The organism is Ruegeria sp. BG11 (assembly GCF_056538565.1).
On sequence record NZ_JBQFTH010000004.1, the window covers coordinates 89411 to 111386 of the forward strand.

The window sequence follows — 21976 nt, forward strand, 5'->3', positions numbered from 1 at the left end:
GAGCGGCTCCGGCTTGCAATGCTCGATATGTGGGGTCTGCGCGCGCAGGGTCAAACGCTTTGTTGGCGCTTTATGTGGTCGATGAAAAGCCTCAGGGGCATCATGGATTTATACTCGCGTGGGAAATACATGAAAATACCGGGGGTGGGGCCCAAGTGATCCTCAAGAACGGGTGTCAAAACTCCGGTATCAATCAGTGGCGCGACATAAGCCCCGAAGGTATAGGCTAACCCCAAGCCTCTTTTCGCCAGATCGACAGTAGCAGGAAGGGCGTTCGCGATCAGATTGCCTTGCACATCGACGGCATATTCCTCCTCACCCGATTGAAAACTCCACGGGGCAATCTGGCCTGAGGATTGAAACCTGTAGCGGATACAAGTGTGCCCCAGCAGATCACGCGGCGTTTCCGGGATGCCCCGAGCCGCCAGGTAATCCGGGCTGGCGACGACAGTCACCGGAAGCGGCGGCGTCAACCGCACCGCCACCATGTCCTGTGCCACACGATCCCCCAGACGGAATCCGGCATGCAGCTCCTCGCCGAGTATGTCTGACAGGGCATCCGTCAGCGACAGTTCCAACTCGATCTCGGGATACGCGGCGCAGAAACTCTTGAGGATCGGACCAACATAGAGGTGATAGGCAAACTCGGGCATCGCCAGTTTCAACGTGCCCCGCGCGGCATGGCCGGTGCTGCGCGCGCTTTCGACGGCCTCGGAAAGTTGATCAAAGGCAGGCCCCGCGCCGCGGATCAGGGCGCGTCCGGCCTCGGTCAGGCTGATTGAACGCGTTGTCCGAATGAAGAGCGCAGTGCCCAGCTGGTCTTCCAACGCTTTCAATTGATGGCTAACGGTCGATGGCTTGATACCCAGCGCCTCGGCCGCAGCACGCAGCGATCCGTGGCGCGCGATGGCGGTAAAGATTTCAAGCGTGGCGAGTGGTAGGCGCATTGTGTTCCCAAACAACCCAATTATTCGATATGGTACATGAAAGTAGTGTCAACATGGTGAATTATCACGCACTACCGGGATTATTATCTTCGTGTCATCGTATTCAGGAGGACACAAGATGAACACTTTGACCAAAGTTGCTGCCCTCACCGCTGCTCTGATCACAGGAAAGACCGCCATGGCCGCATCCCCCGAAGACAACATTAAGGTCGTACAAGACTTCTTCGCCGCCTATGGCGCCAGTGATCTGGACGGCATCGCAGCCGTGATGGACGAGAACGTCAAATGGCACATCCCGGGCCGCCATCCCTTGTCCGGAACTAAAACGGGTCGGGACGAGGTACTGGCCTTTTTCGAACAACTGGGCACCGCTGGTTTTCAAGCAGAACCCATCTATTTCGGGTCCGACGAGACTCATGTGGTTGATATCCATCGTGGCTGGTCGAACACCGATGGCAAACCGAATGTCGATACGACCTGGGCGCTCGTCTACCGGATCGAGAATGGCAAGATCGTCGAGGCAACCAACTTGTCCGCCGATCAGGATGCGGCAAACACGTTCTTCTGGTCCCAATATTCGCTGGCTCCGGTCCCCGAGCGACTGGCCAAGTAGACCATCAACAGGTGATTCAAGTGACCGATTACGCCGAAATCCGCGGTTTCATCGCCGACTGGTTTGCCCGGTTCGACAGGCTGGATCCGATCGACGCGTTCCTGCCTGACCTCCACCCAGATGTGGATTGGGACATGCCTGAGGTCGATGCCACTCTCAGCGGGCATGATCGCGTTCGGGCCTGGTATCGTGGCGTGCTTGAAACCTTGCAACGTCCAACGGAACATCACGTCAGCAGGATCGCAATCAAGCCCGGTGCCGCCCAGTTCGAAGTTCTGTTTCGCGCCACGACCGTTGCGGGGGACCACATTGAAGCCCGCGTTAAGGAAGACTGACGCTTTGAAACCCAACCTGATGGGCGCCCGCTGATCACCCATTATTCCGCAACACTCCTGCAAGAGGTAGATACATGAAAACCCTCGCACTCACCGCCCATCCGGACCTGAGCAAATCGCGCATCAACCGCGCATGGTTTGATGCACTTTCAGAAGCCGCCGACGTAACAACCCGCGATCTGACCGCCATTGGCGGTGGCGAGATGCGCTTTGATATCGAAGCCGAACAGACCCTCTTGCTGGCCCATGACCGGATCGTGTTTCAGTTTCCATTCTACTGGTATTCCGCACCACCGGTGATGAAAGCCTGGATGGATCAGGTGTTGAACTATGGCTTCGCTTATGGGCCGGGCGGTGACCAACTGAAAGGACGTGAGTTCCTCATCCTTGTTTCTACCGGAGGTCCTGAGCACAGCTACCACGCAGGCGGATACAACAACTTTACAATGGCCGAGTTTCTGAAACCGTTCCAACAGACGGCGAACCTGGCCGGTATGACGTATCTAAGGCCGTTCGTGGCCCATGGCATGGCGGTGGCCTCTCAGGAGCAGATTGAAGAGAACGTGCCCCATATGCTGGCTTATTTGAGCGATCCCGAATTGGACCCCAAGGTGAGACAGGCCCGTTTGCTCAAACAATTGGAAGACGACCCCTCACTGGCAGCGGCGGTAAGCTGAGGTCGACCGATCCTGCGCTGGACAGAAAACACAGGTTTTTCAGCCGGCGCGGGTTCTCCGATGCCCAATGAAAGGTAGACTATCAGCGCGGAACAAGAGTGTGTGACAACGATGGCCGAGACTGATCACCTGAACCACTGGTTGATTTCTTATGGTCGCCTGTTGGGCGACGAGAGGCTTATCGTCAAAGGCTATTGCGAAGGATTAACCGCGCTTGGCGTCCCTATCGCCCGCGCAAGGATCGCGCAGAATTATTCGAACCCTTTGCTCAGCGCTTGGGGGATCATCTGGACACCCGAGGAAACCCGCCGCTATACTGTACCGACCACGGTTTTATCCACCAGTGCGTGGCACAGCAGCCCGTTCGAATATGTTGTCACCCAGCGGCGCCCATTGCGCAAACGCCTGACCGACCTCAACGTTCTGGCAGAGCATCCGGTCTATGCCGAGCTGGCCAAAGCAGGCGCCACCGATTTTCTGGCGATCCCGCTGGAGCATGGCAACGGCTCGGTTCAGGGCACCAGCTTTACTTCAAACGCAGATACTGGGTTTTCGGACGCACATATCCGCTACATCGAAGACACGCGATACGCACTTGCCGCGGCTTTGGAACCCATTGCGATGCGCCAGTCGCAAAAGAGCCTTCTTCGGACCTATCTGGGGCACGGCCCCGCCGAAGAAATTGATCAGGGGCACATAAAGCGCGGAGAACACAGAACAGTTTCTACCGCAATCCTGTTTGCGGACCTGCGGGGCTATACCCAAAAGGCCTCAACCTGGTCCGAGGGCGATTTGCTTGCCATGATGGGTAAGTATTTCGAGATGGTTGTGTCGCCCATCCAAGAACAAGGCGGTGACGTTCTCAAATTCATGGGGGACGGCATACTTGCCGTTTTCAACACTGATGACGACGCTGAAGCCTCGTGTAGATCTGCGGTGCGGGCGGCAGAACACGCCCTGACCAACCCACGCGACCACAACGATACAGCCGCCGAAAACGGAAACGAGCCAATTGAGTTCGTCGTCGGCATTGATTTCGGTCGCGTCACCTTTGGCAACATCGGCAGCCCCGATCGCTTGGATTTTACGGTCGTTGGTCAGGCTGTGAACGTGGCCAGTCGCGTTCAGGAACTGTGCAAGAAACTGGACGAAAAGATACTGGTGACACAGAGCGTCGTAGAGCACATGAATGGTAGCAATCAGTCAGCTGGCTATCATTCTATCCGCGGCTTGCAGAAGAAAATTGAGGCTTTTGCGATCGGAGCATAGCTCTTTCGAATTCAACTATTCACAGATTGCGGGTTTCTTGAATCGAACCTATCGCGAGGAATCATCGTTTGCCGAGCGCAGATGAGCGCGCTTATACACTTGCGCTGGTCGAATGGGGCAAAAAAATGCGGCGGTTCGAAACGTATCAGTGTATTTGGACAGAAGGTGAATGCTTGCTTTTGTGCAAATTGAGCATAAGCGTGCACGAATCAGTGTTTTCCTGCACAGGAAGATCTAAAATAATTATTTAACGCAATAACTTAATGAACTTCAAGTTTGATGAAAAACCAAAATTGCGCAACGTATGAAGCACAAGAATGCAAGCCCATGCAGCAAATGTTGAAAGAACATCAGACTATCCTGGAACTGTATGGCTTCGGCGAGCATCGCATTTCGTGATATTTTCGAGAGCTACCCACTACACCGAAATCTGATGTTGAGATGGCTCAGGTCAAATTCCGCTTTGCGGGCAAAGGTACATTTCGCCTCCGCGCGGTATACCGACAGACGCTCATCAATAACATATAGAACGGCAGGAAAGAGCCCTGAGCGGGAGTTCGTTCTAGCGTCGCATCTTTGCACTACGCTGTAGTCGCGGCTGGGGTCGTCCATAGCGACGAACGTCCGACATTGCGACCACGCCAGTCTAGCGCTTTCTGCCCCGTAACGGGCCATGACGCGTCAAATTGAAGGTAATGACAAGCCCCCTCAACGGTCAGAGTATCTGCGGTTTCGTGCCGGCAAGCCATGTTCTTGGCAGTGCTTGTTGCAACAGCCCTTTCTCCAGTTCCCGACACAAATAACAAAGGACAAGTTACCTTTGTGGGATCGACGAGTATGGTTTGGCACGCATCGAACATCCAGAAGACAAACTCGAACAACACGCGACCAGATTCAGTGCCGAGGCGCGAATGAATATCGCGCTGAAGATCGCCGGGCAATGTGTTTAGTCCGTATTTTTCGAAAAGGTCTAGGTCCTATCCAAGAGCGTGTTCTCCGAACGCCCCTGACGAGATAAATGGCTTTGCAAGTTCACGCTCTTAGACTGTTATGGCCAAAACCCCGCTCATCACGCTGCTGTTGAATAGAATGCCGGCCCTTACGGCGTCCTCGGCGGCCAATAGATGCGCGACCACTCCACCAAGGAAGTGGCCGACAACAACTTGAGCCTCCCCAATTTTTTTTCGCTTGCCGGGCGTCTTCTACGTAATCTGCAATCTACAATCCAATCAGCTTGCTATCGCGTTCGGGTCCGCTTGGAAGATCATGATAGCGATAGGATAGGCTCTCGCAGGTGTATCCTAATGCCTCAAACGAAGCACGGACATTCGCCATCGTTCAAGCTGCCGCATTTGTACCCGTCAATAGAAGCGTCGGTGGTTTAGGCTCATTCTGCATCCAAATTCTCCACAAGTGTTCCCAAGAAGACGTACGCACTGCTGCTAGACAATCCAGCTACTCTTAAGGAGTTCTTGGTGTTCAGCAAGGTGTGTAAGGTCCGTGCAGCTGCCGGGTCCCAACAGAGCGTAGGGCATTTTAAACCTGAACCCACCATTCGAACAGAATGCATAGAAAATTCACGATGGAGCCCACTTGGATTGATGCGACGCACTGCCTCTATTGCAGCAGTGTGCAGGAACCGGATTTTGTAAATTTTAGCGGACGGCTTAAAGCCGACCTGAAGCGCCTAGATTCACTTCTGCAGTTGTAGCCTGTTTCCTAGGCGTTAGCTGCAACCCGAAAAATTCGCGCGAACATTGGATTGGAAAACAAGTATGTGGCTCGCCAGCCAGATAGCGACCACGTGCTAGATAGGCATGCGAGGGATCATCAGCTTACAAATTTGTAAACTTCGCCGCACCTTCCAGCAAAGCGCGGCTCCCATGTTGTTCGCATCGGAAGGCAATAAAGCCTTCTAACAACTAAACTATGGAGAGAAACATGGACAAGAACAACGCAGCGCTCGGCGCTCTGGCAGGCCTGGTTATTACGGGAGCTGTCGTCGGTTCGGTTTCGGCACAAAGCACCGCAGAAGCGACGGGACTCACTTTGCAGCAGGCCATTGAAATCGCGCTTCAGGAAGTGTCCGGTGAGGTCCAGGAAGCGGAACTGGAAAACGAAGATGGGATGAAGATCTATGAGGTCGAAATCCTGGATGCTAACGGTCAAGAGTTCGAAGTCGAGATAGCCGCCGACACAGGTGCAGTGATTGAGGTTGAGGCTGAAGATGAAGACGACGATGACGACAACGACGAAGATGAGGCATAGGTCGCGGCCAAGCTGCGAATGATTGGCCAATTCGGAGGTCGCTCACTAGAGTGGCCTCTGAATGCGTGACGGTAAGGGTTCACATGCGAATTTTGTTTCTGGAAGATGACAACCAACTTGGGTCTTGGGTCACCAACGGCCTGCGCGAAGAAGGTCACGTCATCGACCATTTCGAGGATGGCAAAGACGCTTTGATGGCGGCTATGGCTCAGGAGTACGATCTTCTAATTCTGGACCGCATGGTCCCGGGTCTCGATGGGTTGGCGGTTCTGAAGTCCTTGCGCGCCTCGAAGAATACCACCCCCGCGCTTTTTCTGACGGCTTTGGGTGAGGTCGACGCCCGCGTCGAAGGCTTTGATGCTGGCGGCGATGACTATCTTACGAAACCTTTCGCCTTTGCCGAACTCTCTGCCCGTGTGGGCGCTTTGGGCCGCCGACGTGAAGGCGTGGAGGAGAGACAGGCAAAAACCACGGTCTTGCGCCATGGGGATTTGAGCCTCGATCTTCTGGCGCGAACCTGCAAACGCCAGGATCAACAGATTGAGCTATTGGCCAAAGAGTTCAAACTTCTGGAATACTTGATGCGAAGACCGGGTCGATTGGTGACACGTACGATGCTGCTGGAACAGGTCTGGGATATGAGTTTTGACCCGACCACAAGTGTCGTAGAGACCCATATCAGCCGTTTGCGCACCAAAATCGACAAGCCGTTTGATACACCGCTGATCCGAACCCGGCGTGGGGAAGGCTATGTCTTTGGCCGGTAATCTGACCTGGCTTCGCCGCTCCTCGACCTTGCGGTTGGCGCTGATATTGTCAGCCATCTTCGCGCTTTGCATGGCTACCGCTGCCTACATCACGATTACGGTAGGCTCAGATGTGTTTGAACGTCGTATCGATACCACGCTGGATGCGCTGGCAAAGGCCTCGGCCCTTGAGGGTGCGCGCGGGGACCGGTTTGGCGTCATCTTACGTCACCCAGATGATCTCGAAGACCTGCCAATTGCTTTTCAGCGTGTGGTTGCGCGCGGCGGGGGGACGGTGGAGCTGTCCGATGATTTTCGGGAAACCGAAGCTTGGCGCGTTCTTGTAGATACTGACAGTCAAGGCGCACCGGTCATGGCGGCTGTTCCGCTTGATGACGCGGAGGATGCGTTTGAACTCTTAGGCGGTGTTCTCTGGACCACGATGTTGACAATGATTGTTCTGACATTGGTGGTTGGGTTTGCCACCGGTATCGTCGCCCAGCGACGTCTCAAGCGGATCAACAGCACGCTTTCGGCGTTGGCCTCTGGCGACCTCAGCGCGCGCACGGAGATCACGCGGAACAAGGATGACCTCGACGACATGGCACGTCAGGTGGATTTAACTGCCGCCGAGTTGGAACGGCTGGTCGCCCAGACCCGCCATCTCAGCGCGAATTTGGCGCATGACCTGCGCACCCCACTGGCCCGCCTGCGGTCTCGACTTGAAAGCTTGCCTGAAGGAGAAGAACGCGGTGCAGCCCTGGAAGAAGCAGAGCGTTTGTCCGGCATTTTCGATACGATCATGCGGGTCGCTCGGATTGAGGCCGCCCAAGGCACAGACGGATTCGAAAAAGTTGATCTGACGGACTTGATGGCCGACATGTCGATGACATTTGGCCCAGTGAGTGAGGACGCAGGTAAAGTGCTGCAATTTGATGCAAGTGACGCTGCAACGGTTTTCGCAGATCGTCAGATGCTTGTTCAGGCAGTTGCAAACCTCATACAAAACGCGATGCGCTATGGTGGGGACAAGATCAATCTGGCAGCACGCGGTCGCACCATCAGTGTCAGTGACAATGGCCCCGGTGTGGCGCAAGAGAAATATGCCGAGATCATCAAGCCCATGGTCCGTCTTGACGCGACACGGCAAAGCGAGGGTACGGGATTAGGCCTCGCCCTCGTCCGTGCGGTTGCAGATCGCCATGGTGCAGAACTTATCTTGTCGCAAACCGATCCTCACGGGCTGACTGTGACGCTGAAGTTTGCAAATTTGTAAGTTTTGACCCAGGCAGACGCAAAGCCCGAACCACATATCAGTTTCATCAACACAACAAATGGAACTGGTGAATAAGACATGAAAACGTATCTGAACAAAGTGACCTCTGCTGCTGCTGGTGCGGGCCTCTTTCTTGTGGCCTGTGTCGTAGCGAGCCTTGGCCTGTCCTTTATGGTCTTTTTGGCGATGTTTGCGCTGGCCATTGTCGGTCTAGGCATCTTGCCTACGCCGCTTCTGGCGTTGCTTCAATTCTCAGAGCGCAAAGAAGTCGAGCCGGTTGCCGATTAAACCGACTGCCTGCGGATGCGCCTGATTGGGGGCACAAAGTACCGCGTGCTGTTCATTGGGGCTTTCACGTTGGGCACGTCCGCATTAGGCTGCGACCGGTCTTTAGCAAACATTGAGCCTACGGCAAATTCGTCGGTTTCGCGACCTGCTGCAAAATCAAAAGACTGAAGTGTGATCAACGGCAGCCAGGGGCTCCTTTCGAACAGTCGCGTAGAAAGTCGGCGGTGAGCCCGAAGGTGACCTTGTCGGGCTGACAGAACCTGAGTGTCGCGTTAAGTTCCTAGAAACGGGGGTTAACGAATGGACAGAAGGCTTACCACGGTGCTTGCAGCTGATATTGTTGGCTACTCAGCACTGATGGATCGCGACCGGGAAGGTACGATTGCAGCACTCAGAACATTTCGTGAAGAAACGCTTCAGTGTCTGCTGGAAGACCATGATGGAACGCTGATCAAAAGCATGGGCGATGGTTGGATTGCCGAGTTCAAATCCACATCAGATGCCGCAGATTGCGCGATCGCAATACAGTCAGCTCAGAAACCGGACGGTATCAAACTTCGAATTGGCATTCATACCGGCGAGGTCGTCACGGACGGTGATGACATTTTTGGTGACGGAATAAATGTCGCCTCCCGTCTCGAAGCACTGGCCGAGCCGGATCAGGTTTTGATGTCGGACACCTCGCACAACAGTTTGGACCGTGGTGATGCATCTCACTTCGAAGGCGGCGAGCAAACAGAATTGAAGAACATCACACGCCGAATTGGTGTTTGGCACTGGCCCAAAGGCACTTCGGCCAATCTTTCCACAACAACAGATGTCAGACCCGGGATTGCCGTGCTTCCGTTCGACAATATGTCCGGTGACCCCGAACAGGAGTTTTTTGCAGACGGCATTACCGAGGACATTATCACAGAGCTGTCTCGTTTCCGCTGGCTGATGGTGTTGGCCCGAAACTCGTCATTCACGTTCAAAGGTAGAAGCACAGATATACGGGAAGTCGGGCGCACTCTTGGGGTACGGTATGTTCTGGAGGGCTCGGTCAGACGTGCAGGTCAGCGCGTCCGCATTACAGGGCAGCTGATTGATGCAGAAAACGGCAGCCATCTTTGGGCAGATCGATTTGACGGCGTGCTTGATGATATTTTTGACCTTCAAGACAAAGTCACCGTTGAGGTCGTGACAGCGATTGAGCCATCGCTGAGGCACGCTGAAACAAACCGAGCACGAGCGAAACCAACGGACAATTTGGAAGCTTACGAACTGTATCTTCGGGCGCAATCGCACTTCCATCTTTTGACGGACGAAGACAACCGCAAAGCCATACAACTAACAACACTCGCACTGGATCGTGATCCAGGCTATACGTCCGCATCCGGACTTTTGGCTTGGTTGCATATTCAACGAATGGTTCAAGGGCTTGAACCTATTGGTGAGGGACCAAAGGAAGCTGTCACGGCCGCTGAACGGGTCCTTATGAGCGATCGTGCAGACGGGATCGCTATGGCGTATGCGGCACATTCTATCTCAATGCTCGCGCGAGACCTGCCGCGTGCACGGGACGTTTTCAAACAAGCGCTCAAGCAAAATCCAAACGCTGCAACAGTTCACATGCTGGCATCCATTAACCTTTGCCTGCTTGATAGGCCGGAGGAGGCTCTGAACCACGCGGTTCAATCTGTCGTCCTTAGCCCACATGATCCGTTGCGCCACGCCGCCTACCTTGCTCAGGCAAGCGCACTTTTTCAGCTTGAGCGATATGAGGAAGCGGCCGGTGCTTGTCAGGATGCTTTGTCGGTCCGATCCAGCTTCGTCATGAGTCATCTTATGCTGATCGCTTCTCTGGGGCACCTGACTGATGAAGAAGCTGCTCGCAAAGCGGTTAAAGACCTGCAGATTTTGCGCCCGGGCTTGACTGCCGCTTCAAAGGAAACCCAGATACCAATCTTCACTGTTCCAGCCTCCGCAAACAACTGGCGTGAAGGGTGGTTAAAGGCAGGGTTACCTCAGTAGGTGATCGGTAAAGTCGGTAAACAGAGACTGACGCCAATCCATGCGAAGCTAGCGAAGTCGCAGAAACGTAAAACCTAGAAATCTGATACCCGCGGGAAAGGCTTTTCCCCCTGCCGCATGCAAAAACTTTACTGTCTGCGTTGCAGCCGTTCACGCCAAGTAGAGCGATTGACTGCGCCGCGCCCAAAGCAGAAAGAATCGCCATCTCAGCAGTTCTTAACCGTTGAAGTACGATCCTTCCTCTCGAAGTAGACTAACGACCTCATCAATCGCAGGATGGCGTCTCGATCTATGTGGAAGCTCGAGGGCCAACACCCGACCCGTTCCGATACTTTCCGATGAAACTTTTTCGAGTTGTCCAGACTGAAGCGCCTGCTCAACCAGGCAGCTATGTCCCATAAGCACACCCGCACCGGACTTCGCTTCTTCAACGGCAAGGGCGTAGAGCGAATACCTCGGCCCCCTTTGGGGATCACCAACTGAAACACCTATCGCCTCTGACCACATGGACCAGTCTTCTTGCCACGTCTGGTCGTGCAGCAACTGCGCGGTCTCCAGATCAAGACCATCTGCTATCCTTGGTGAACAAACGGGGAAGATTTCGCCCTCCGCAAGCACGATCTGATCCGGTGTTTCAGCCGGGACGGAAAAGAAAACTGACAGATCAAATAGTTCTCTCGATAGGCTGGGAGGCCTCTCCATCGCTGTCACCGAGACATTCAGGTCGGGGCGCTTCTCGCGCAGCTTGCCCAATCGCGCTGGTAACCATAGCTGCGCAATTGAGGGCAAAGCGGCGATGTGGATCTCAGGGTTGGGTGCTAGGGTTCGCAAACTTTGCGTCGCCGCGGCGAGAAGATCAAAGGCATTTGTGAACTCTTCCGCTAGCTTGCGACCAGAAGAGGATAGCGAAACACCGTGAGCCCCTCTTTCAAACAAGGTAGTTCCGGCCCAGCCTTCTAAGGCTTTTACATGTTGTGATACCGCGCCGGCCGTGACGCCCAACTCCTCGGCCGCGGAAACGAAACTTTCTAGCCTCGCCGCAGCCTCGAAGGCACGCAGAGCATTGAGGGGTGGCCCTTTGGGGCGACGTGGAGCGACAGCCATAGATCTCAGCCTTAGTTTTTCTATGCCCAGAAATAGCAAAACTGGTTTGCGTTGTCATTCCGATCTGTCCAATCTGTGTGCAGCCAAGGAGGGAATTGCGATGACCATAGAAATGAGAAACTGGGTGCCGGCCGACAGCGAAGCGCTGGTCCAGAAGATCGCAACCGAAACGTCTCGCACCTCATCCAAGGCTCTGCTGGATCGGATTGACCATTTAGCCACCCGAAATCGGGAAATCCACGAGCACGAATGCTTCAACCTAAATCCTGCAACCAATGTCATGAACCCGAGAGCTGAAGCATTGCTGTCTTCGGGAATTGGCTCGCGCCCGTCGCTTGGATATCCGGGCGAAAAATATGAGATGGGACTTGAAGCCATCGAAGAGATCGAGGTCATCTCCGCGGAGCTTTGCGCGGAAGTTTTCGACGCAAAGTTCGCAGAAATCCGCGTGCCTTCAGGCGCGATTGCGAACCTTTATGGCTTCATGGCCACCTGCCAAGCCGGCGATACGATCATTGCACCGCCGGCATCGATCGGTGGGCACGTAACACATCACATCGCAGGATGCGCCGGTTTGTTTGGTTTGCGAACAATAGATGCACCAACTGATGCCGATGGCTACACCGTCGATCTCGACCAGCTGCGCGCGCTTGTGCGAAGGGAGCGTCCCAAATTGATCACGATCGGCGGAAGTCTCAACCTTTTTGAGCACCCGGTCAAAGAAGTACGGGCCATTGCAGATGAAGTCGATGCCAAGGTGATGTTCGACGCCGCGCACCAATGCGGGATTATCGCCGGAAGAGCTTGGCGTAGCCCCTTGCTCGAGGGCGCACACTTCATGACAATGAGTACGTACAAAAGCCTCGGCGGTCCTGCTGGGGGGCTGATTGTCACAAACGATGCGGAGATCGCAAAGGCTTTGGATGCTATTGCATTCCCAGGCATGACGGCAAACTTTGATGCTGCGAAGTCAGCTGCTCTCGCTGTGACGATGCTTGATTGGCGCGACTATGGACAGGACTACGCTGCCGAGATGATCGCAATGTCCCGCGCGATGGCCCAGAGCCTCGATGCGCAAGGTGTTCCAGTTTTTGCCGGACGCGAGGGCTTCACCACCTCTCACCAGTTCGCTGTTCTGGCAGAAAGCTTTGGTGGCGGACAGGCTGCATCCAAGACCCTGCGCAAAGCTGGGTTCCTGGCGTGCGGTATTGGCCTGCCGGTGACGGAAATCGAAGGTGACATGAATGGTCTGCGCATAGGTACGCCCGAGTTGGTGAGATGGGGCATGACGTCTAATCACGCCGACAAACTGGCTTCTTTAATTGCGCGCGGATTGAAGGGCGACGATATCGCCGCCGAAGTGGCTGACTGGCGCCGTCACTTTGCGAGCGCGCATTTCGTTCACAGCTAAATCTGTAAAAATCGCCGCAGGACAAAAAATTACCTCTTCGTACACTAAATTGCCAATTACTTCCTAGTGCTGAATGTACGGAATACGCGGTTTACCACCGGGTGCATAAGCGAATGACTGAAGTCAGGCGAAAGTCGGCGCCGGGCTCATCGTTTCGAACGGCGGCATGGGTAGAGTCTTGGCCGCTTTCGGATTCACCTAAAGGTCGATGAAAGGCACCAATTAAGAAAGTCGCTATGCTGCCCGCTCATTAATGATGCGCAACGCATCATTATGCTGTGTAAGACAATAGCTTTTTGAGACTATGCACAAGCCGAATGGCTCGTGAATCCCAACGTAAATTCGTTGCGAAGCTACCTATTGCGGATCAAAAAGGGAAGTCTTCCGACACCAGTTGAAACCTCAAAATCCCCAAACAATTACCGCGTTTTTCAAATTTTCACAGAGAGAGCTGTCGCCTCCTTACGGCTGGTTCGATCCTCGGAACCGGAGCATATGTAAACAGGCACGGCTTTTCTTCAGGAGCATACATGAGCAAGCAATACTACGCACCCCATGGCGGACACCCCGGACAAGACCAGCTGCTGACTGACCGCGCCGTGTTTACGGATGCGTATGCCGTGATCCCCAAGGGCACCATGCGAGATATCGTGACGAGCTTTCTGCCGTTCTGGGACGATACGCGCCTATGGGTGATCTCGCGCCCCATGACCGGATTTGCCGAGACCTTCTCGCAATATATCATGGAGGTGCAGCCGGGCGGTGGCTCGGATCGGCCCGAAACCGACACTGAAGCCCAAGGTGTTCTGTTCGTAGTCGAAGGCACCGCGACACTGATCGCTGAAGGAACGCGCCATGAGCTGACCCCAGGCGGCTATGCGTATCTGCCGTCCGGATGCGACTGGACCTTGCGCAATCACTCCAAAAACACCTTGCGATTCCATTGGATTCGCAAAGCCTATGAGGCCGTTGAGGGGCTCGGGACCCCGGATGTCCTCGTGCTGAACGAAAACGATATCGCGCCGACGCCGATGCCCGGTACCGATGGTAAATGGGCGACAACTCGATTTGTCGACCCGAATGACCTGCGCCACGACATGCATGTCACGGTGGTGACGTTTGAACCCGGTGCGGTCATCCCTTTCCTCGAAACCCATGTCATGGAACACGGCCTCTATGTGCTTGAGGGTAAGGCGGTGTACCGGTTGAACAATGACTGGGTCGAGGTCGAGGCCGGAGACTATATGTGGCTGCGCGCGTTCTGCCCACAGGCCTGCTACGCCGGTGGTCCCGGCAAGTTCCGGTACCTCCTCTATAAGGATGTGAACCGACACATGCCGCTGCGCCTTGGATCCGCTGCCAACCTGCGATAGTGGCCCTTCAGTTCACGGTGCCTCCGATGGCCTGAGTCAACGCTTGGCCCGCCTCGATCACGGGGCGGCTGAGTTGCTCGATCCCGTCCGCGCGCACCCGGCTGGTGGGTCCAGAGACGGAAATCCCCGCAACTGCTTCGCCGTTCACGTCGAACACCGGCGCAGCGATACAGCGCATGCCTTCGTTCTTCTCTTCATTGTCGATCGAAAAACCTCGCGCGCGGATAGAAGTCAGGTCCTGTTTCAGACTGTCTACAGTTGTGATCGACCGGTCTGTGAACGCCTGCAACTGGACCGAGGCAAGCAATCTGTCCAATCGGTCCTCATCCATATGCGCCAGCAGGACCTTCCCGATCCCGGATGCATGCATTGGCGACAATGTCCCGGGTGGGAAAAAGGCCCGAATGCTGGCATGCGTTTCAACTTGGCTTAGAAAGAGAACCGAACCTTCTTTCTGGATGCCCAAATTGGCGGTCTCGCCCGTGGTTTCCATCAGCTTGCGCATCACCGGTCTTGCCCGATCCACAAGGCTGGTACGCCGCAGAAATCGCGATCCTATGACAAAGGCGCGGGGGCCGATATGCCAGATCTGTTCGACGGGATCGAACTCTACGAGGCCTCTGCCCTCAAGCGTGACAAGGATGCGATAGACCGTGGCCGGGGACTGCTGCATTTCGTCGGACAGCATCGTCAATGACTTGCCTTGCGCCTCGCTCAGATACTCGAAAACCTCCATCGCTCGGTCGAGGGATTTGATCGTGTTCTGAGCCGTTTTGTCATCCCACCCTCGCGGCCTTCCCCTGGCTTTTCGAAGGGAGCCAGCGCCATTTTTTTGAGAAACCATAAGAACCTTCGGATTTTTTCGAAATTTTAATTCATCATATGAAAAACATAAGATACTGACAACTATAATTTAAATCGCGACTATTAGTTTTTGAAAATCGTTTTCAAAAAAATTTAAAATCAAGAAGCTTGGCCTTAGGATGTCTCCAACGACGGAAGGAGACCATCCATGAGCTTTCAAAACCCCGTTTTCATTCCGGGCCCGACCAATATCCCTGAAAGCCTGCGCAAGGCTTGTGACATGCCCACGATCGACCACCGGTCGCCGCTGTTTGGGCAAATCCTGCATCCTGCCCGCGCAGGTGTTCGGAAAGTTCTGAAAAGCGACAGCGCCGAGGTGTTCATCTTCCCCTCGACCGGGACAGGCGGCTGGGAAACAGCGTTGACCAATACCCTATCCGCCGGGGACAAGGTTCTGGCCGCGCGCAACGGCATGTTCAGCCATCGCTGGATCGACATGTGCCAGCGCCACGGGCTGAATGTCGAGATCGTCGAAACCCCTTGGGGCCAAGGCCTGCCTGCTGATCGCTACGAAGAGATTCTGACTGCCGACGCGAACCACGAGATCAAAGCCGTGCTTGCCACGCACAACGAAACGGCGACAGGCGTAAAGTCGGACATCTCTGCCGTGCGAAAAGCGCTGAACGCGGCAGGGCATCCTGCGTTGCTGTTCGTTGATGGCGTCTCGTCCATCGCCTCGATGGATTTCCGCTTCGATGAGTGGGGCGTCGATGTGGCCGTTACCGGGTCGCAAAAAGGGTTCATGCTGCCTGCAGGGCTCGCGATCGTCGGCTTTAGCCAGAAGGCGACGGAAGCGACCAAAACCGGCACCCTGCCCCGCACCTTCTTTGACGTCCACGACATGGCCAAGGGCTACGCAAACAGCGCCTATCCCTACACGCCTGCCGTCGGCTTGATGAATGGCCTAAACCAGGCCTGTGAGATGTTGCTGAAGGAAGGGTTGGAGAACGTATTTGCCCGGCATACCCGCATTGCCGAAGGTGTGCGTGCCGCCGTCAGCTCATGGGGGCTTGAGCTCTGTGCCGCGAACCCTGCGGTTTATTCCGACACGGTCAGCGCGATCCGCACGCCAGATGGCTTCAACGCGACCGATATCGTCACCCATGCCGCCGAGAAATACGGTGTCGCCTTCGGCGTCGGCCTCGGAGAAGTCGCTGGCAAGGTCTTCCGGATCGGACATCTAGGTAGCCTGACGGACGTCATGGCCCTGTCGGGGATCGCGACGGCCGAAATGTGCATGGTCGATCTGGGTTTGAACATCCAACTGGGTTCGGGCGTGGCGGCCGCACAGGAATACTATCGCGGTCATCCAGCCGCTGTTCAGAAGGACGCTGCATGATGAAGGACCTCTCCATGAATATCCCGACCTATGAGGACATGCTCGAAGCGCATACCCGGATTGAGCCTTACATCCGACGGACCCCGGTTCGGACCTCGGACTACCTGAACGAATTGACGGGCGCCCAGCTGTTCTTCAAATGCGAGAACTTTCAGGAACCGGGCGCCTTTAAGGTACGCGGCGCCACCAACGCAGTGTTCGGCCTTGACGAGGAACAGGCGAAGAAAGGTGTTGCCACCCATTCCTCCGGTAATCACGCGTCATGCTTGTCCTATGCCGCATCGAGACGCGGTATTCCGTGCAACGTGGTGATGCCGCGCACGGCGCCTCAGGCCAAGAAAGACACGGTGCGCCGATACGGAGGAAAAATCACCGAGTGTGAGCCCTCGACCACCTCTCGCGAGGCGACCTTCGCCCAAGTTCAGGCGGCCACGGGTGGGGATTTCGTCCACCCGTACAACGATCCACGGGTGATCGCCGGACAGGGCACCTGCTCGCGCGAGTTCATCGAACAGACCGATGGTCTGGACGCGGTGGTTGCCCCTATCGGCGGCGGCGGCATGGTGTCCGGCACGTGCCTGACCCTGTCCACCCTCGCGCCCGAAACCGCAATCATTGCGGCGGAACCCGAACAGGCCGACGACGCCTATCGCAGTTTCAAGGCGGGCCACATCATCGCCGATGATGCGCCGACGACCATTGCTGACGGCCTGTTGGTGCCCCTGAAAGATCTCACGTGGCACTTTGTGTCGAACTACGTTTCCGAGATCTTTACGGCCTCGGAACAAGAGATCATCGACGCGATGAAGCTGACGTGGAAACACCTTCGGATCGTGATGGAGCCGTCCTCGGCTGTGCCTCTGGCCACGATCCTCAAGAACCCCGACGCGTTCAAAGGTAAGCGGGTCGGCCTGATCATCACCGGTGGCAATGTCGATCTGGACAAGCTGCCCTGGCTGAACACCTGACCCAGTTGCAACAGACATCAATCCCGACACAGGAATACGGACATGAAAGATATGACCAATCTCGACGCATTCGAAGTAGGCTATGACATTCCGGCCAAGCCCGGAATGGATGAAGCAGATATCCAGACCCCCAGCCTCGTGCTGGACCTCGATGCGCTTGAACGCAACATCAAGAAGATGGGTGACTATGCCAAGGCCCACGGTATGCGCCACCGCGTGCACGGCAAAATGCACAAATCCGTCGATGTGGCGAAACTGCAGGAACGCCTCGGCGGAGCAGTGGGTGTGTGCTGTCAGAAGGTCTCAGAGGCCGAAGTTTTCGTGCGCGGTGGGATCAAGGACGTATTGGTGTCGAACCAGGTGCGTGACCCCGCCAAAATCGACCGCCTGGCCAGCCTGCCAAAACTCGGCAGTCGCATCATCGTATGTGTCGACGACGTAGACAACGTCGCCGATCTTTCCGGTGCGGCCGTCGATCACGGCACTCAGCTTGAGGTCTTCGTCGAGATCGACTGCGGAGCGGGACGGTGTGGTGTGACCACAACGCCTCAGGTGATTGAAATTGCCAAAGCCGTCGAGGCGGCCGACAACCTCAAATTCACCGGCATTCAGGCCTATCAGGGTGCGATGCAGCATCTCGACAACTTTGAGGCGCGCAAGGAAAAGCTGGATACCGCAATTGCGATGGTCAAAGACGCCGTTGACGGCCTTAAGGCGGAAGGCATCGACTGCGAGCTGGTTTCCGGCGGCGGCACTGGCTCCTATTACTTCGAGTCTAACTCGGGCGTATACAATGAGCTTCAATGCGGGTCCTACGCCTTCATGGATGCCGATTACGGCCGCATTCTGGACAAGGACGGCAACCGTATCGACCGGGGTGAGTGGGAGAACGCTCTGTTCATCCTGACCAGCGTCATGAGCCACGCCAAGGCAGACAAGGCAATTGTCGATGCAGGCCTCAAGGCGCAATCGGTGGACAGTGGCTTGCCCGTCGTGTTTGGACGCGACGATGTCGAGTACATCAAATGCTCGGACGAGCATGGCGTTGTGATGGATACGGATGGTGTCCTTAAGGTCAACGACAAGCTCAAGCTGGTGCCCGGTCACTGCGACCCAACAGCCAATGTGCATGATTGGTATGTCGGCGTGCGCAACGGCAAGGTCGAGGCCGTCTGGCCCGTATCTGCCCGTGGTCGCGCCTACTAAGGCCAAACAATCTAAGAAATCTGGCTCGACAGCAGCCTGATCCTCGCCCGTGTGCCACCTCTCCCTTCGGCACAAGCGCACGGGCGATCAATTTCCAAGTGGAGACTAACATGTTGATCGTACCCGAGCGTGAGATCGCCGGATTGATGACCCGCCAAGCGGCCTTTGATGCCGTCGAAAGCGTCTTTGCGGCAATGGCCGCGGGCGATGCCTATAACTTCCCTGTCGTGCGTGAGGCCATCGGCCACGAAGACGCTCTGTATGGCTTCAAGGGTGGTTTTGACCGCGCCGGCCTGACTTTGGGCCTGAAGGCCGGCGGCTACTGGCCGAGCAACCTTGAGAAACGCGGGTTGATCAACCACCAATCCACGGTTTTCCTGTTCGATCCCGACACCGGCAAACCTTCGGCGATGGTTGGCGGCAACCTGCTGACGGCGCTGCGCACAGCGGCGGCCTCGTCCGTGTCGATCAAACATCTGGCCCGCGCAGATGCCAAAGTAATTGGAATGATCGGGGCGGGCCACCAGGCCGCTTTTCAACTGCGCGCCGCGCTGGAACAGCGTAACTTTGAAAAGGTCATTGGCTGGAACTACCACCCGGATATGCTGCCCAATATCGAGAAAGTCGCTGTTGAGGCAGGCGTCCCATTTGAGGCGGTCGAGCTTGACGGTATGACGGAGGCGGATGTGATCATCTCGATTACTTCGGCCTTTGCGCCTTCGCTGATGGCGTACCATGTCAGCCCCGGCACGCATGTGGCCTGTATGGGAACAGACACCAAAGGCAAGCAAGAGGTCGAATCCGCCCTGCTGGCCAAGGCGCGTGTCTTCACAGACGAGGTCGCTCAATCCATCACCATTGGCGAGGCACAGCACGCCGTCGCCGAGGGACTGATCAGCCAAAGCGACGTCGCGCAGATTGGTGCGGTTATAAATGGAACGCATGAGGGCCGATCGGCCGATGATCAGATCACATTGTTTGACGGCACGGGCGTTGGTCTGCAGGATCTTGCGGTGGCCGCAGCGGTGGTCGACCTTGCCGTAGAAAAAGGGATCGCAATCGAGATCGATTTCTGACGCCAACGCGAGGCTGATACCTTGTTCCGAGCGGCAAGTCGCCCCTCGGTTTGCAACGGACGGTCGGGGTCTACGCTCCGGCCAATGTCATCCCACCCGGAAGGTGTTGCTAGGCGCTGGGTTCTCGCCGCAGCTCCAACCTCGTACGCAGAGAAGGCGCAATACCCCGCGCGCTTTCAGGCGAGTTATTCGACGATAAGGTACGGGACCTCGAACCAATGCTCCTGCAGGTTGGGTCCAGTTCCAATTCTATCGACGACCGCAAAAAGCCCCGGTTCTTGAAGCGGGGTCAGCACGCCGTGCCAGGTGTTGCGGTGATAGTTCACCCCTTGCCCCGGCGCAGTTAGGAACGCAATCGGGTGGCCGGGTTTCCCATCTTCATCGGGAGCTACAACCACAACGAACGGCTTTTCGGACAATGGCAGAAACGCCTGGCTGCCCTCAGGGTGACGCTCCATCATATCCAGCGTGATCGGCAGGCTGAAAGCCTCGGACTGGAACACGCTGATCCCGGCGCGGCCGTTTTGGAAATCCAATTCCGCGCGGTCATGATAGCGGGCGCATTTGCCCTGGTTGATGTACTTGTCCACCTCACCCACCGCTTGAATCACATCTCCAAACGGCGCAAAGGCTTCGGGGCTCAGGGGCTGCAGCTTAAGTTCGATAGTCATTCCGAGAACTTCTCGATCAGGCGCAGCTCGGCAATCCGTTCGACCTGCCGGCAGGCTTCGTCGAACTCGGCATCCCCGTCGCTGTCAATGCGTCGGTAAAAGGCCTCTAGGATGCTCGCTTTCGTGTTGTCCTTGACCGCGATGATGAAGGGAAAGCCGAATTTGGTCGTGTAGGCCTCATTCAACGCGGTAAAGGTTTCGCGTTCCTCATCCGTCAGCATGTCCAGACCGGCCCCGGCCTGTTCCGCCGTACTTTCCTTGGTCAGCCGCCCGGCGGCAGCAAGCTTGCCCGCCAGATCCGGGTGTGCCGTCAGAACGCCGAGGCGCTGTTCGGGCGTGGCGGTCCGGAATACACGCGCAAGCACGTTATGGACGCCAGCCGCATTGTCATGAGTCGGTCCAAGTTCAAGGTCAAACGCGCCTTCGGCAATCCATGGGCTGTGTTCGAACACGCCGCCAAATTCGGACACAAAGGTAGGCTGGTCCATTTCGGACGGGGTGAGGCGTTGCATTGGCAGGTGTTCCTTTGCCCAGTGATCGGCAATCTGTTCACGCGTCGCGAACCAGACACCATCATGCTGTCTGAAATAGTCCAGCGCGCGTTTCAGCGCCATGGCGCGACCCGGACGGCCAATCAAGCGGCAGTGCAACCCGATCGAAAGCATTTTCGGCATACCCGCCTTGCCCTCGGCATAGAGCATGTCAAAACTGTCTTTCAGATAGCTTTCGAACTGCTCGCCATTCGTATACCCGGCCTGAATCGCAAACCGCATGTCGTTGCAATCCATCGTATAGGGCACGATCAGCTGATCCTTGCCCCCGGCCCTTATCCAGTAGGGCAGATCATCGGCGTAGCTGTCCGCGATATAGGCAAAGTCACCCTCTTCGGCGGCAAGATCGATCGTGTTCATTGAACACCGGCCTGTGTACCAACCGCGCGGAGGCTGACCGGTGACTTCCGCGTGCAAACGGATCGCCTCGCGGATCTGGGAGCGCTCGTCTTGTGGGTCCATATCCTTGTGTTCGATCCATTTCAGCCCGTGGCTCGCGATCTCCCAGCCAGCGTGCTTCATTGCCGCAACCTGTGCCGGGGCACGCGCCAGAGCGGTCGCCACACCATAAACGGTCACTGGCATGTCCTGCAAAAGGTGGTGAACACGCCAGAACCCGGCGCGGCTGCCGTATTCGTAGATCGATTCCATATTCCAGTGCCGCTGCCCTGGCCATGGGGCAGCACCGGTGATCTCGGACAAAAACGCCTCAGAGGCCGCGTCCCCGTGCAAAATGTTGTTTTCGCCACCTTCTTCATAGTTCAATACGATCTGAATCGCGATCCGGGCCCCATTGGGCCAGTTGGCTTTGGGCATTTGACTGCCATAGCCGGTCATATCTCGTGGATAAGGCTTCACATCTGTTTCCTTCTTCTTGAGTTCCTCAATACTCCGGATAATCAAAGAAATTTTTCAAAAAATACGAAAAGCAGCTTCGGATAGTCTGGCTTTGCCCTCGGAGGAGAAAACAGACTAAGGAAT

At 55.9% G+C, this 21976-nt stretch carries 20 protein-coding genes; 15 read left to right on the plus strand and 5 right to left on the minus strand.

Annotated features, from left to right (window positions below):
- Positions 1-50: 50 nt before the first annotated feature.
- Positions 51-947, minus strand: coding sequence for a LysR family transcriptional regulator (locus ACR0JF_RS08120; protein WP_170659130.1), 897 nt, complete (start codon positions 945-947; stop codon positions 51-53).
- 118 nt (positions 948-1065) lie between these two features.
- On the opposite strand from ACR0JF_RS08120, the gene ACR0JF_RS08125 reads away from it, so the two are divergent.
- The 9 genes from ACR0JF_RS08125 to ACR0JF_RS08165 all read left to right on the plus strand — a co-directional run bounded on the left by ACR0JF_RS08125 (position 1066) and on the right by ACR0JF_RS08165 (position 10432).
- Positions 1066-1560: a nuclear transport factor 2 family protein gene (locus tag ACR0JF_RS08125; protein ID WP_170659129.1), complete on the plus strand. Its 495-nt coding sequence runs from the start codon at positions 1066-1068 to the stop codon at positions 1558-1560.
- A 20-nt stretch (positions 1561-1580) separates the two neighbouring features.
- On the plus strand, positions 1581-1895 hold the full coding sequence (locus ACR0JF_RS08130; protein WP_170659128.1) for a nuclear transport factor 2 family protein: 315 nt from the start codon (positions 1581-1583) through the stop codon (positions 1893-1895).
- Between the two features lie 74 nt (positions 1896-1969).
- Positions 1970-2572, plus strand: coding sequence for an NAD(P)H-dependent oxidoreductase (locus tag ACR0JF_RS08135; protein ID WP_170659127.1), 603 nt, complete (start codon positions 1970-1972; stop codon positions 2570-2572).
- Positions 2573-2683: 111 nt separating this feature from the next.
- Positions 2684-3841, plus strand: a complete 1158-nt coding sequence (locus tag ACR0JF_RS08140) for an adenylate/guanylate cyclase domain-containing protein (protein WP_170659126.1) — start codon at positions 2684-2686, stop codon at positions 3839-3841.
- A 1941-nt stretch (positions 3842-5782) separates the two neighbouring features.
- Complete coding sequence (locus tag ACR0JF_RS08145) at positions 5783-6109, plus strand: PepSY domain-containing protein (RefSeq protein ID WP_170659125.1); 327 nt, start codon at positions 5783-5785, stop codon at positions 6107-6109.
- A gap of 83 nt (positions 6110-6192) precedes the next feature.
- Positions 6193-6876: a response regulator transcription factor gene (locus ACR0JF_RS08150; protein WP_170659124.1), complete on the plus strand. Its 684-nt coding sequence runs from the start codon at positions 6193-6195 to the stop codon at positions 6874-6876.
- The gene (locus tag ACR0JF_RS08155) at positions 6860-8131 is read left to right on the plus strand and encodes a sensor histidine kinase (RefSeq protein WP_170659123.1); all 1272 of its coding nucleotides are present in this window, start codon (positions 6860-6862) and stop codon (positions 8129-8131) included. The genes ACR0JF_RS08150 and ACR0JF_RS08155 overlap by 17 nt, the downstream gene beginning before the upstream one ends.
- A gap of 78 nt (positions 8132-8209) precedes the next feature.
- Positions 8210-8419: a hypothetical protein gene (locus ACR0JF_RS08160; protein WP_170659122.1), complete on the plus strand. Its 210-nt coding sequence runs from the start codon at positions 8210-8212 to the stop codon at positions 8417-8419.
- Between the two features lie 300 nt (positions 8420-8719).
- On the plus strand, positions 8720-10432 hold the full coding sequence (locus ACR0JF_RS08165; RefSeq protein WP_170659121.1) for an adenylate/guanylate cyclase domain-containing protein: 1713 nt from the start codon (positions 8720-8722) through the stop codon (positions 10430-10432).
- A 216-nt stretch (positions 10433-10648) separates the two neighbouring features.
- Here the strand turns inward: ACR0JF_RS08165 and ACR0JF_RS08170 are convergent, their stop codons facing one another.
- On the minus strand, positions 10649-11536 hold the full coding sequence (locus ACR0JF_RS08170; RefSeq protein ID WP_170659120.1) for a LysR family transcriptional regulator: 888 nt from the start codon (positions 11534-11536) through the stop codon (positions 10649-10651).
- A gap of 100 nt (positions 11537-11636) precedes the next feature.
- Here ACR0JF_RS08170 and ACR0JF_RS08175 point away from each other — a divergent pair, with 100 nt between their 5' ends.
- Entirely contained in the window at positions 11637-12947 is a 1311-nt protein-coding gene (locus ACR0JF_RS08175; protein WP_170659119.1) for an aminotransferase class I/II-fold pyridoxal phosphate-dependent enzyme, read from the plus strand.
- A 530-nt stretch (positions 12948-13477) separates the two neighbouring features.
- Positions 13478-14320 carry a bifunctional allantoicase/(S)-ureidoglycine aminohydrolase gene (locus ACR0JF_RS08180; protein WP_170659118.1) on the plus strand — a complete coding sequence of 281 codons (843 nt, stop codon included), beginning with the start codon at positions 13478-13480 and terminating at the stop codon, positions 14318-14320.
- 7 nt (positions 14321-14327) lie between these two features.
- Here ACR0JF_RS08180 and bhcR read toward each other — a convergent pair whose 3' ends face one another.
- Entirely contained in the window at positions 14328-15164 is an 837-nt protein-coding gene (bhcR, locus tag ACR0JF_RS08185) for an HTH-type transcriptional regulator BhcR (RefSeq protein WP_170659117.1), read from the minus strand.
- A gap of 168 nt (positions 15165-15332) precedes the next feature.
- Here bhcR and bhcA point away from each other — a divergent pair, with 168 nt between their 5' ends.
- From bhcA to bhcD, 4 genes are all read left to right on the plus strand, one after another.
- Positions 15333-16523, plus strand: a complete 1191-nt coding sequence (bhcA, locus tag ACR0JF_RS08190; protein ID WP_170659116.1) for an L-aspartate--glyoxylate aminotransferase BhcA — start codon at positions 15333-15335, stop codon at positions 16521-16523.
- Positions 16523-17491 carry a beta-hydroxyaspartate dehydratase BhcB gene (bhcB, locus tag ACR0JF_RS08195; protein WP_170659115.1) on the plus strand — a complete coding sequence of 323 codons (969 nt, stop codon included), beginning with the start codon at positions 16523-16525 and terminating at the stop codon, positions 17489-17491. Before bhcA ends, bhcB begins: the two co-directional genes overlap by 1 nt.
- Before the next feature lie 42 nt (positions 17492-17533).
- The gene (gene bhcC / locus ACR0JF_RS08200) at positions 17534-18697 is read left to right on the plus strand and encodes a 3-hydroxy-D-aspartate aldolase BhcC (RefSeq protein ID WP_170659114.1); all 1164 of its coding nucleotides are present in this window, start codon (positions 17534-17536) and stop codon (positions 18695-18697) included.
- A gap of 110 nt (positions 18698-18807) precedes the next feature.
- Positions 18808-19773, plus strand: coding sequence for an iminosuccinate reductase BhcD (bhcD, locus tag ACR0JF_RS08205; RefSeq protein ID WP_170659113.1), 966 nt, complete (start codon positions 18808-18810; stop codon positions 19771-19773).
- Positions 19774-19958: 185 nt separating this feature from the next.
- Here bhcD and ACR0JF_RS08210 read toward each other — a convergent pair whose 3' ends face one another.
- Both ACR0JF_RS08210 and puuE read right to left on the minus strand, forming a co-directional pair.
- Positions 19959-20444, minus strand: coding sequence for an ureidoglycolate lyase (locus ACR0JF_RS08210; RefSeq protein ID WP_170659112.1), 486 nt, complete (start codon positions 20442-20444; stop codon positions 19959-19961).
- Complete coding sequence (gene puuE / locus ACR0JF_RS08215) at positions 20441-21853, minus strand: allantoinase PuuE (protein WP_170659111.1); 1413 nt, start codon at positions 21851-21853, stop codon at positions 20441-20443. The genes ACR0JF_RS08210 and puuE overlap by 4 nt, the downstream gene beginning before the upstream one ends.
- Positions 21854-21976 lie beyond the last annotated feature (123 nt).

Coding starts and splice junctions, on each gene's coding strand:
- ACR0JF_RS08120 (WP_170659130.1), bottom strand. CDS start 947: ATGCGCCTACCACTCGCCACGCTTGAAATCTTTACCGCCATCGCGCGC.
- ACR0JF_RS08125 (WP_170659129.1), top strand. CDS start 1,066: ATGAACACTTTGACCAAAGTTGCTGCCCTCACCGCTGCTCTGATCACA.
- ACR0JF_RS08135 (WP_170659127.1), top strand. CDS start 1,970: ATGAAAACCCTCGCACTCACCGCCCATCCGGACCTGAGCAAATCGCGC.
- ACR0JF_RS08140 (WP_170659126.1), top strand. CDS start 2,684: ATGGCCGAGACTGATCACCTGAACCACTGGTTGATTTCTTATGGTCGC.
- ACR0JF_RS08145 (WP_170659125.1), top strand. CDS start 5,783: ATGGACAAGAACAACGCAGCGCTCGGCGCTCTGGCAGGCCTGGTTATT.
- ACR0JF_RS08150 (WP_170659124.1), top strand. CDS start 6,193: ATGCGAATTTTGTTTCTGGAAGATGACAACCAACTTGGGTCTTGGGTC.
- ACR0JF_RS08155 (WP_170659123.1), top strand. CDS start 6,860: ATGTCTTTGGCCGGTAATCTGACCTGGCTTCGCCGCTCCTCGACCTTG.
- ACR0JF_RS08160 (WP_170659122.1), top strand. CDS start 8,210: ATGAAAACGTATCTGAACAAAGTGACCTCTGCTGCTGCTGGTGCGGGC.
- ACR0JF_RS08165 (WP_170659121.1), top strand. CDS start 8,720: ATGGACAGAAGGCTTACCACGGTGCTTGCAGCTGATATTGTTGGCTAC.
- ACR0JF_RS08170 (WP_170659120.1), bottom strand. CDS start 11,536: ATGGCTGTCGCTCCACGTCGCCCCAAAGGGCCACCCCTCAATGCTCTG.
- ACR0JF_RS08175 (WP_170659119.1), top strand. CDS start 11,637: ATGACCATAGAAATGAGAAACTGGGTGCCGGCCGACAGCGAAGCGCTG.
- ACR0JF_RS08180 (WP_170659118.1), top strand. CDS start 13,478: ATGAGCAAGCAATACTACGCACCCCATGGCGGACACCCCGGACAAGAC.
- bhcR (WP_170659117.1), bottom strand. CDS start 15,164: ATGGTTTCTCAAAAAAATGGCGCTGGCTCCCTTCGAAAAGCCAGGGGA.
- bhcA (WP_170659116.1), top strand. CDS start 15,333: ATGAGCTTTCAAAACCCCGTTTTCATTCCGGGCCCGACCAATATCCCT.
- bhcB (WP_170659115.1), top strand. CDS start 16,523: ATGAAGGACCTCTCCATGAATATCCCGACCTATGAGGACATGCTCGAA.
- bhcC (WP_170659114.1), top strand. CDS start 17,534: ATGAAAGATATGACCAATCTCGACGCATTCGAAGTAGGCTATGACATT.
- bhcD (WP_170659113.1), top strand. CDS start 18,808: ATGTTGATCGTACCCGAGCGTGAGATCGCCGGATTGATGACCCGCCAA.
- ACR0JF_RS08210 (WP_170659112.1), bottom strand. CDS start 20,444: ATGACTATCGAACTTAAGCTGCAGCCCCTGAGCCCCGAAGCCTTTGCG.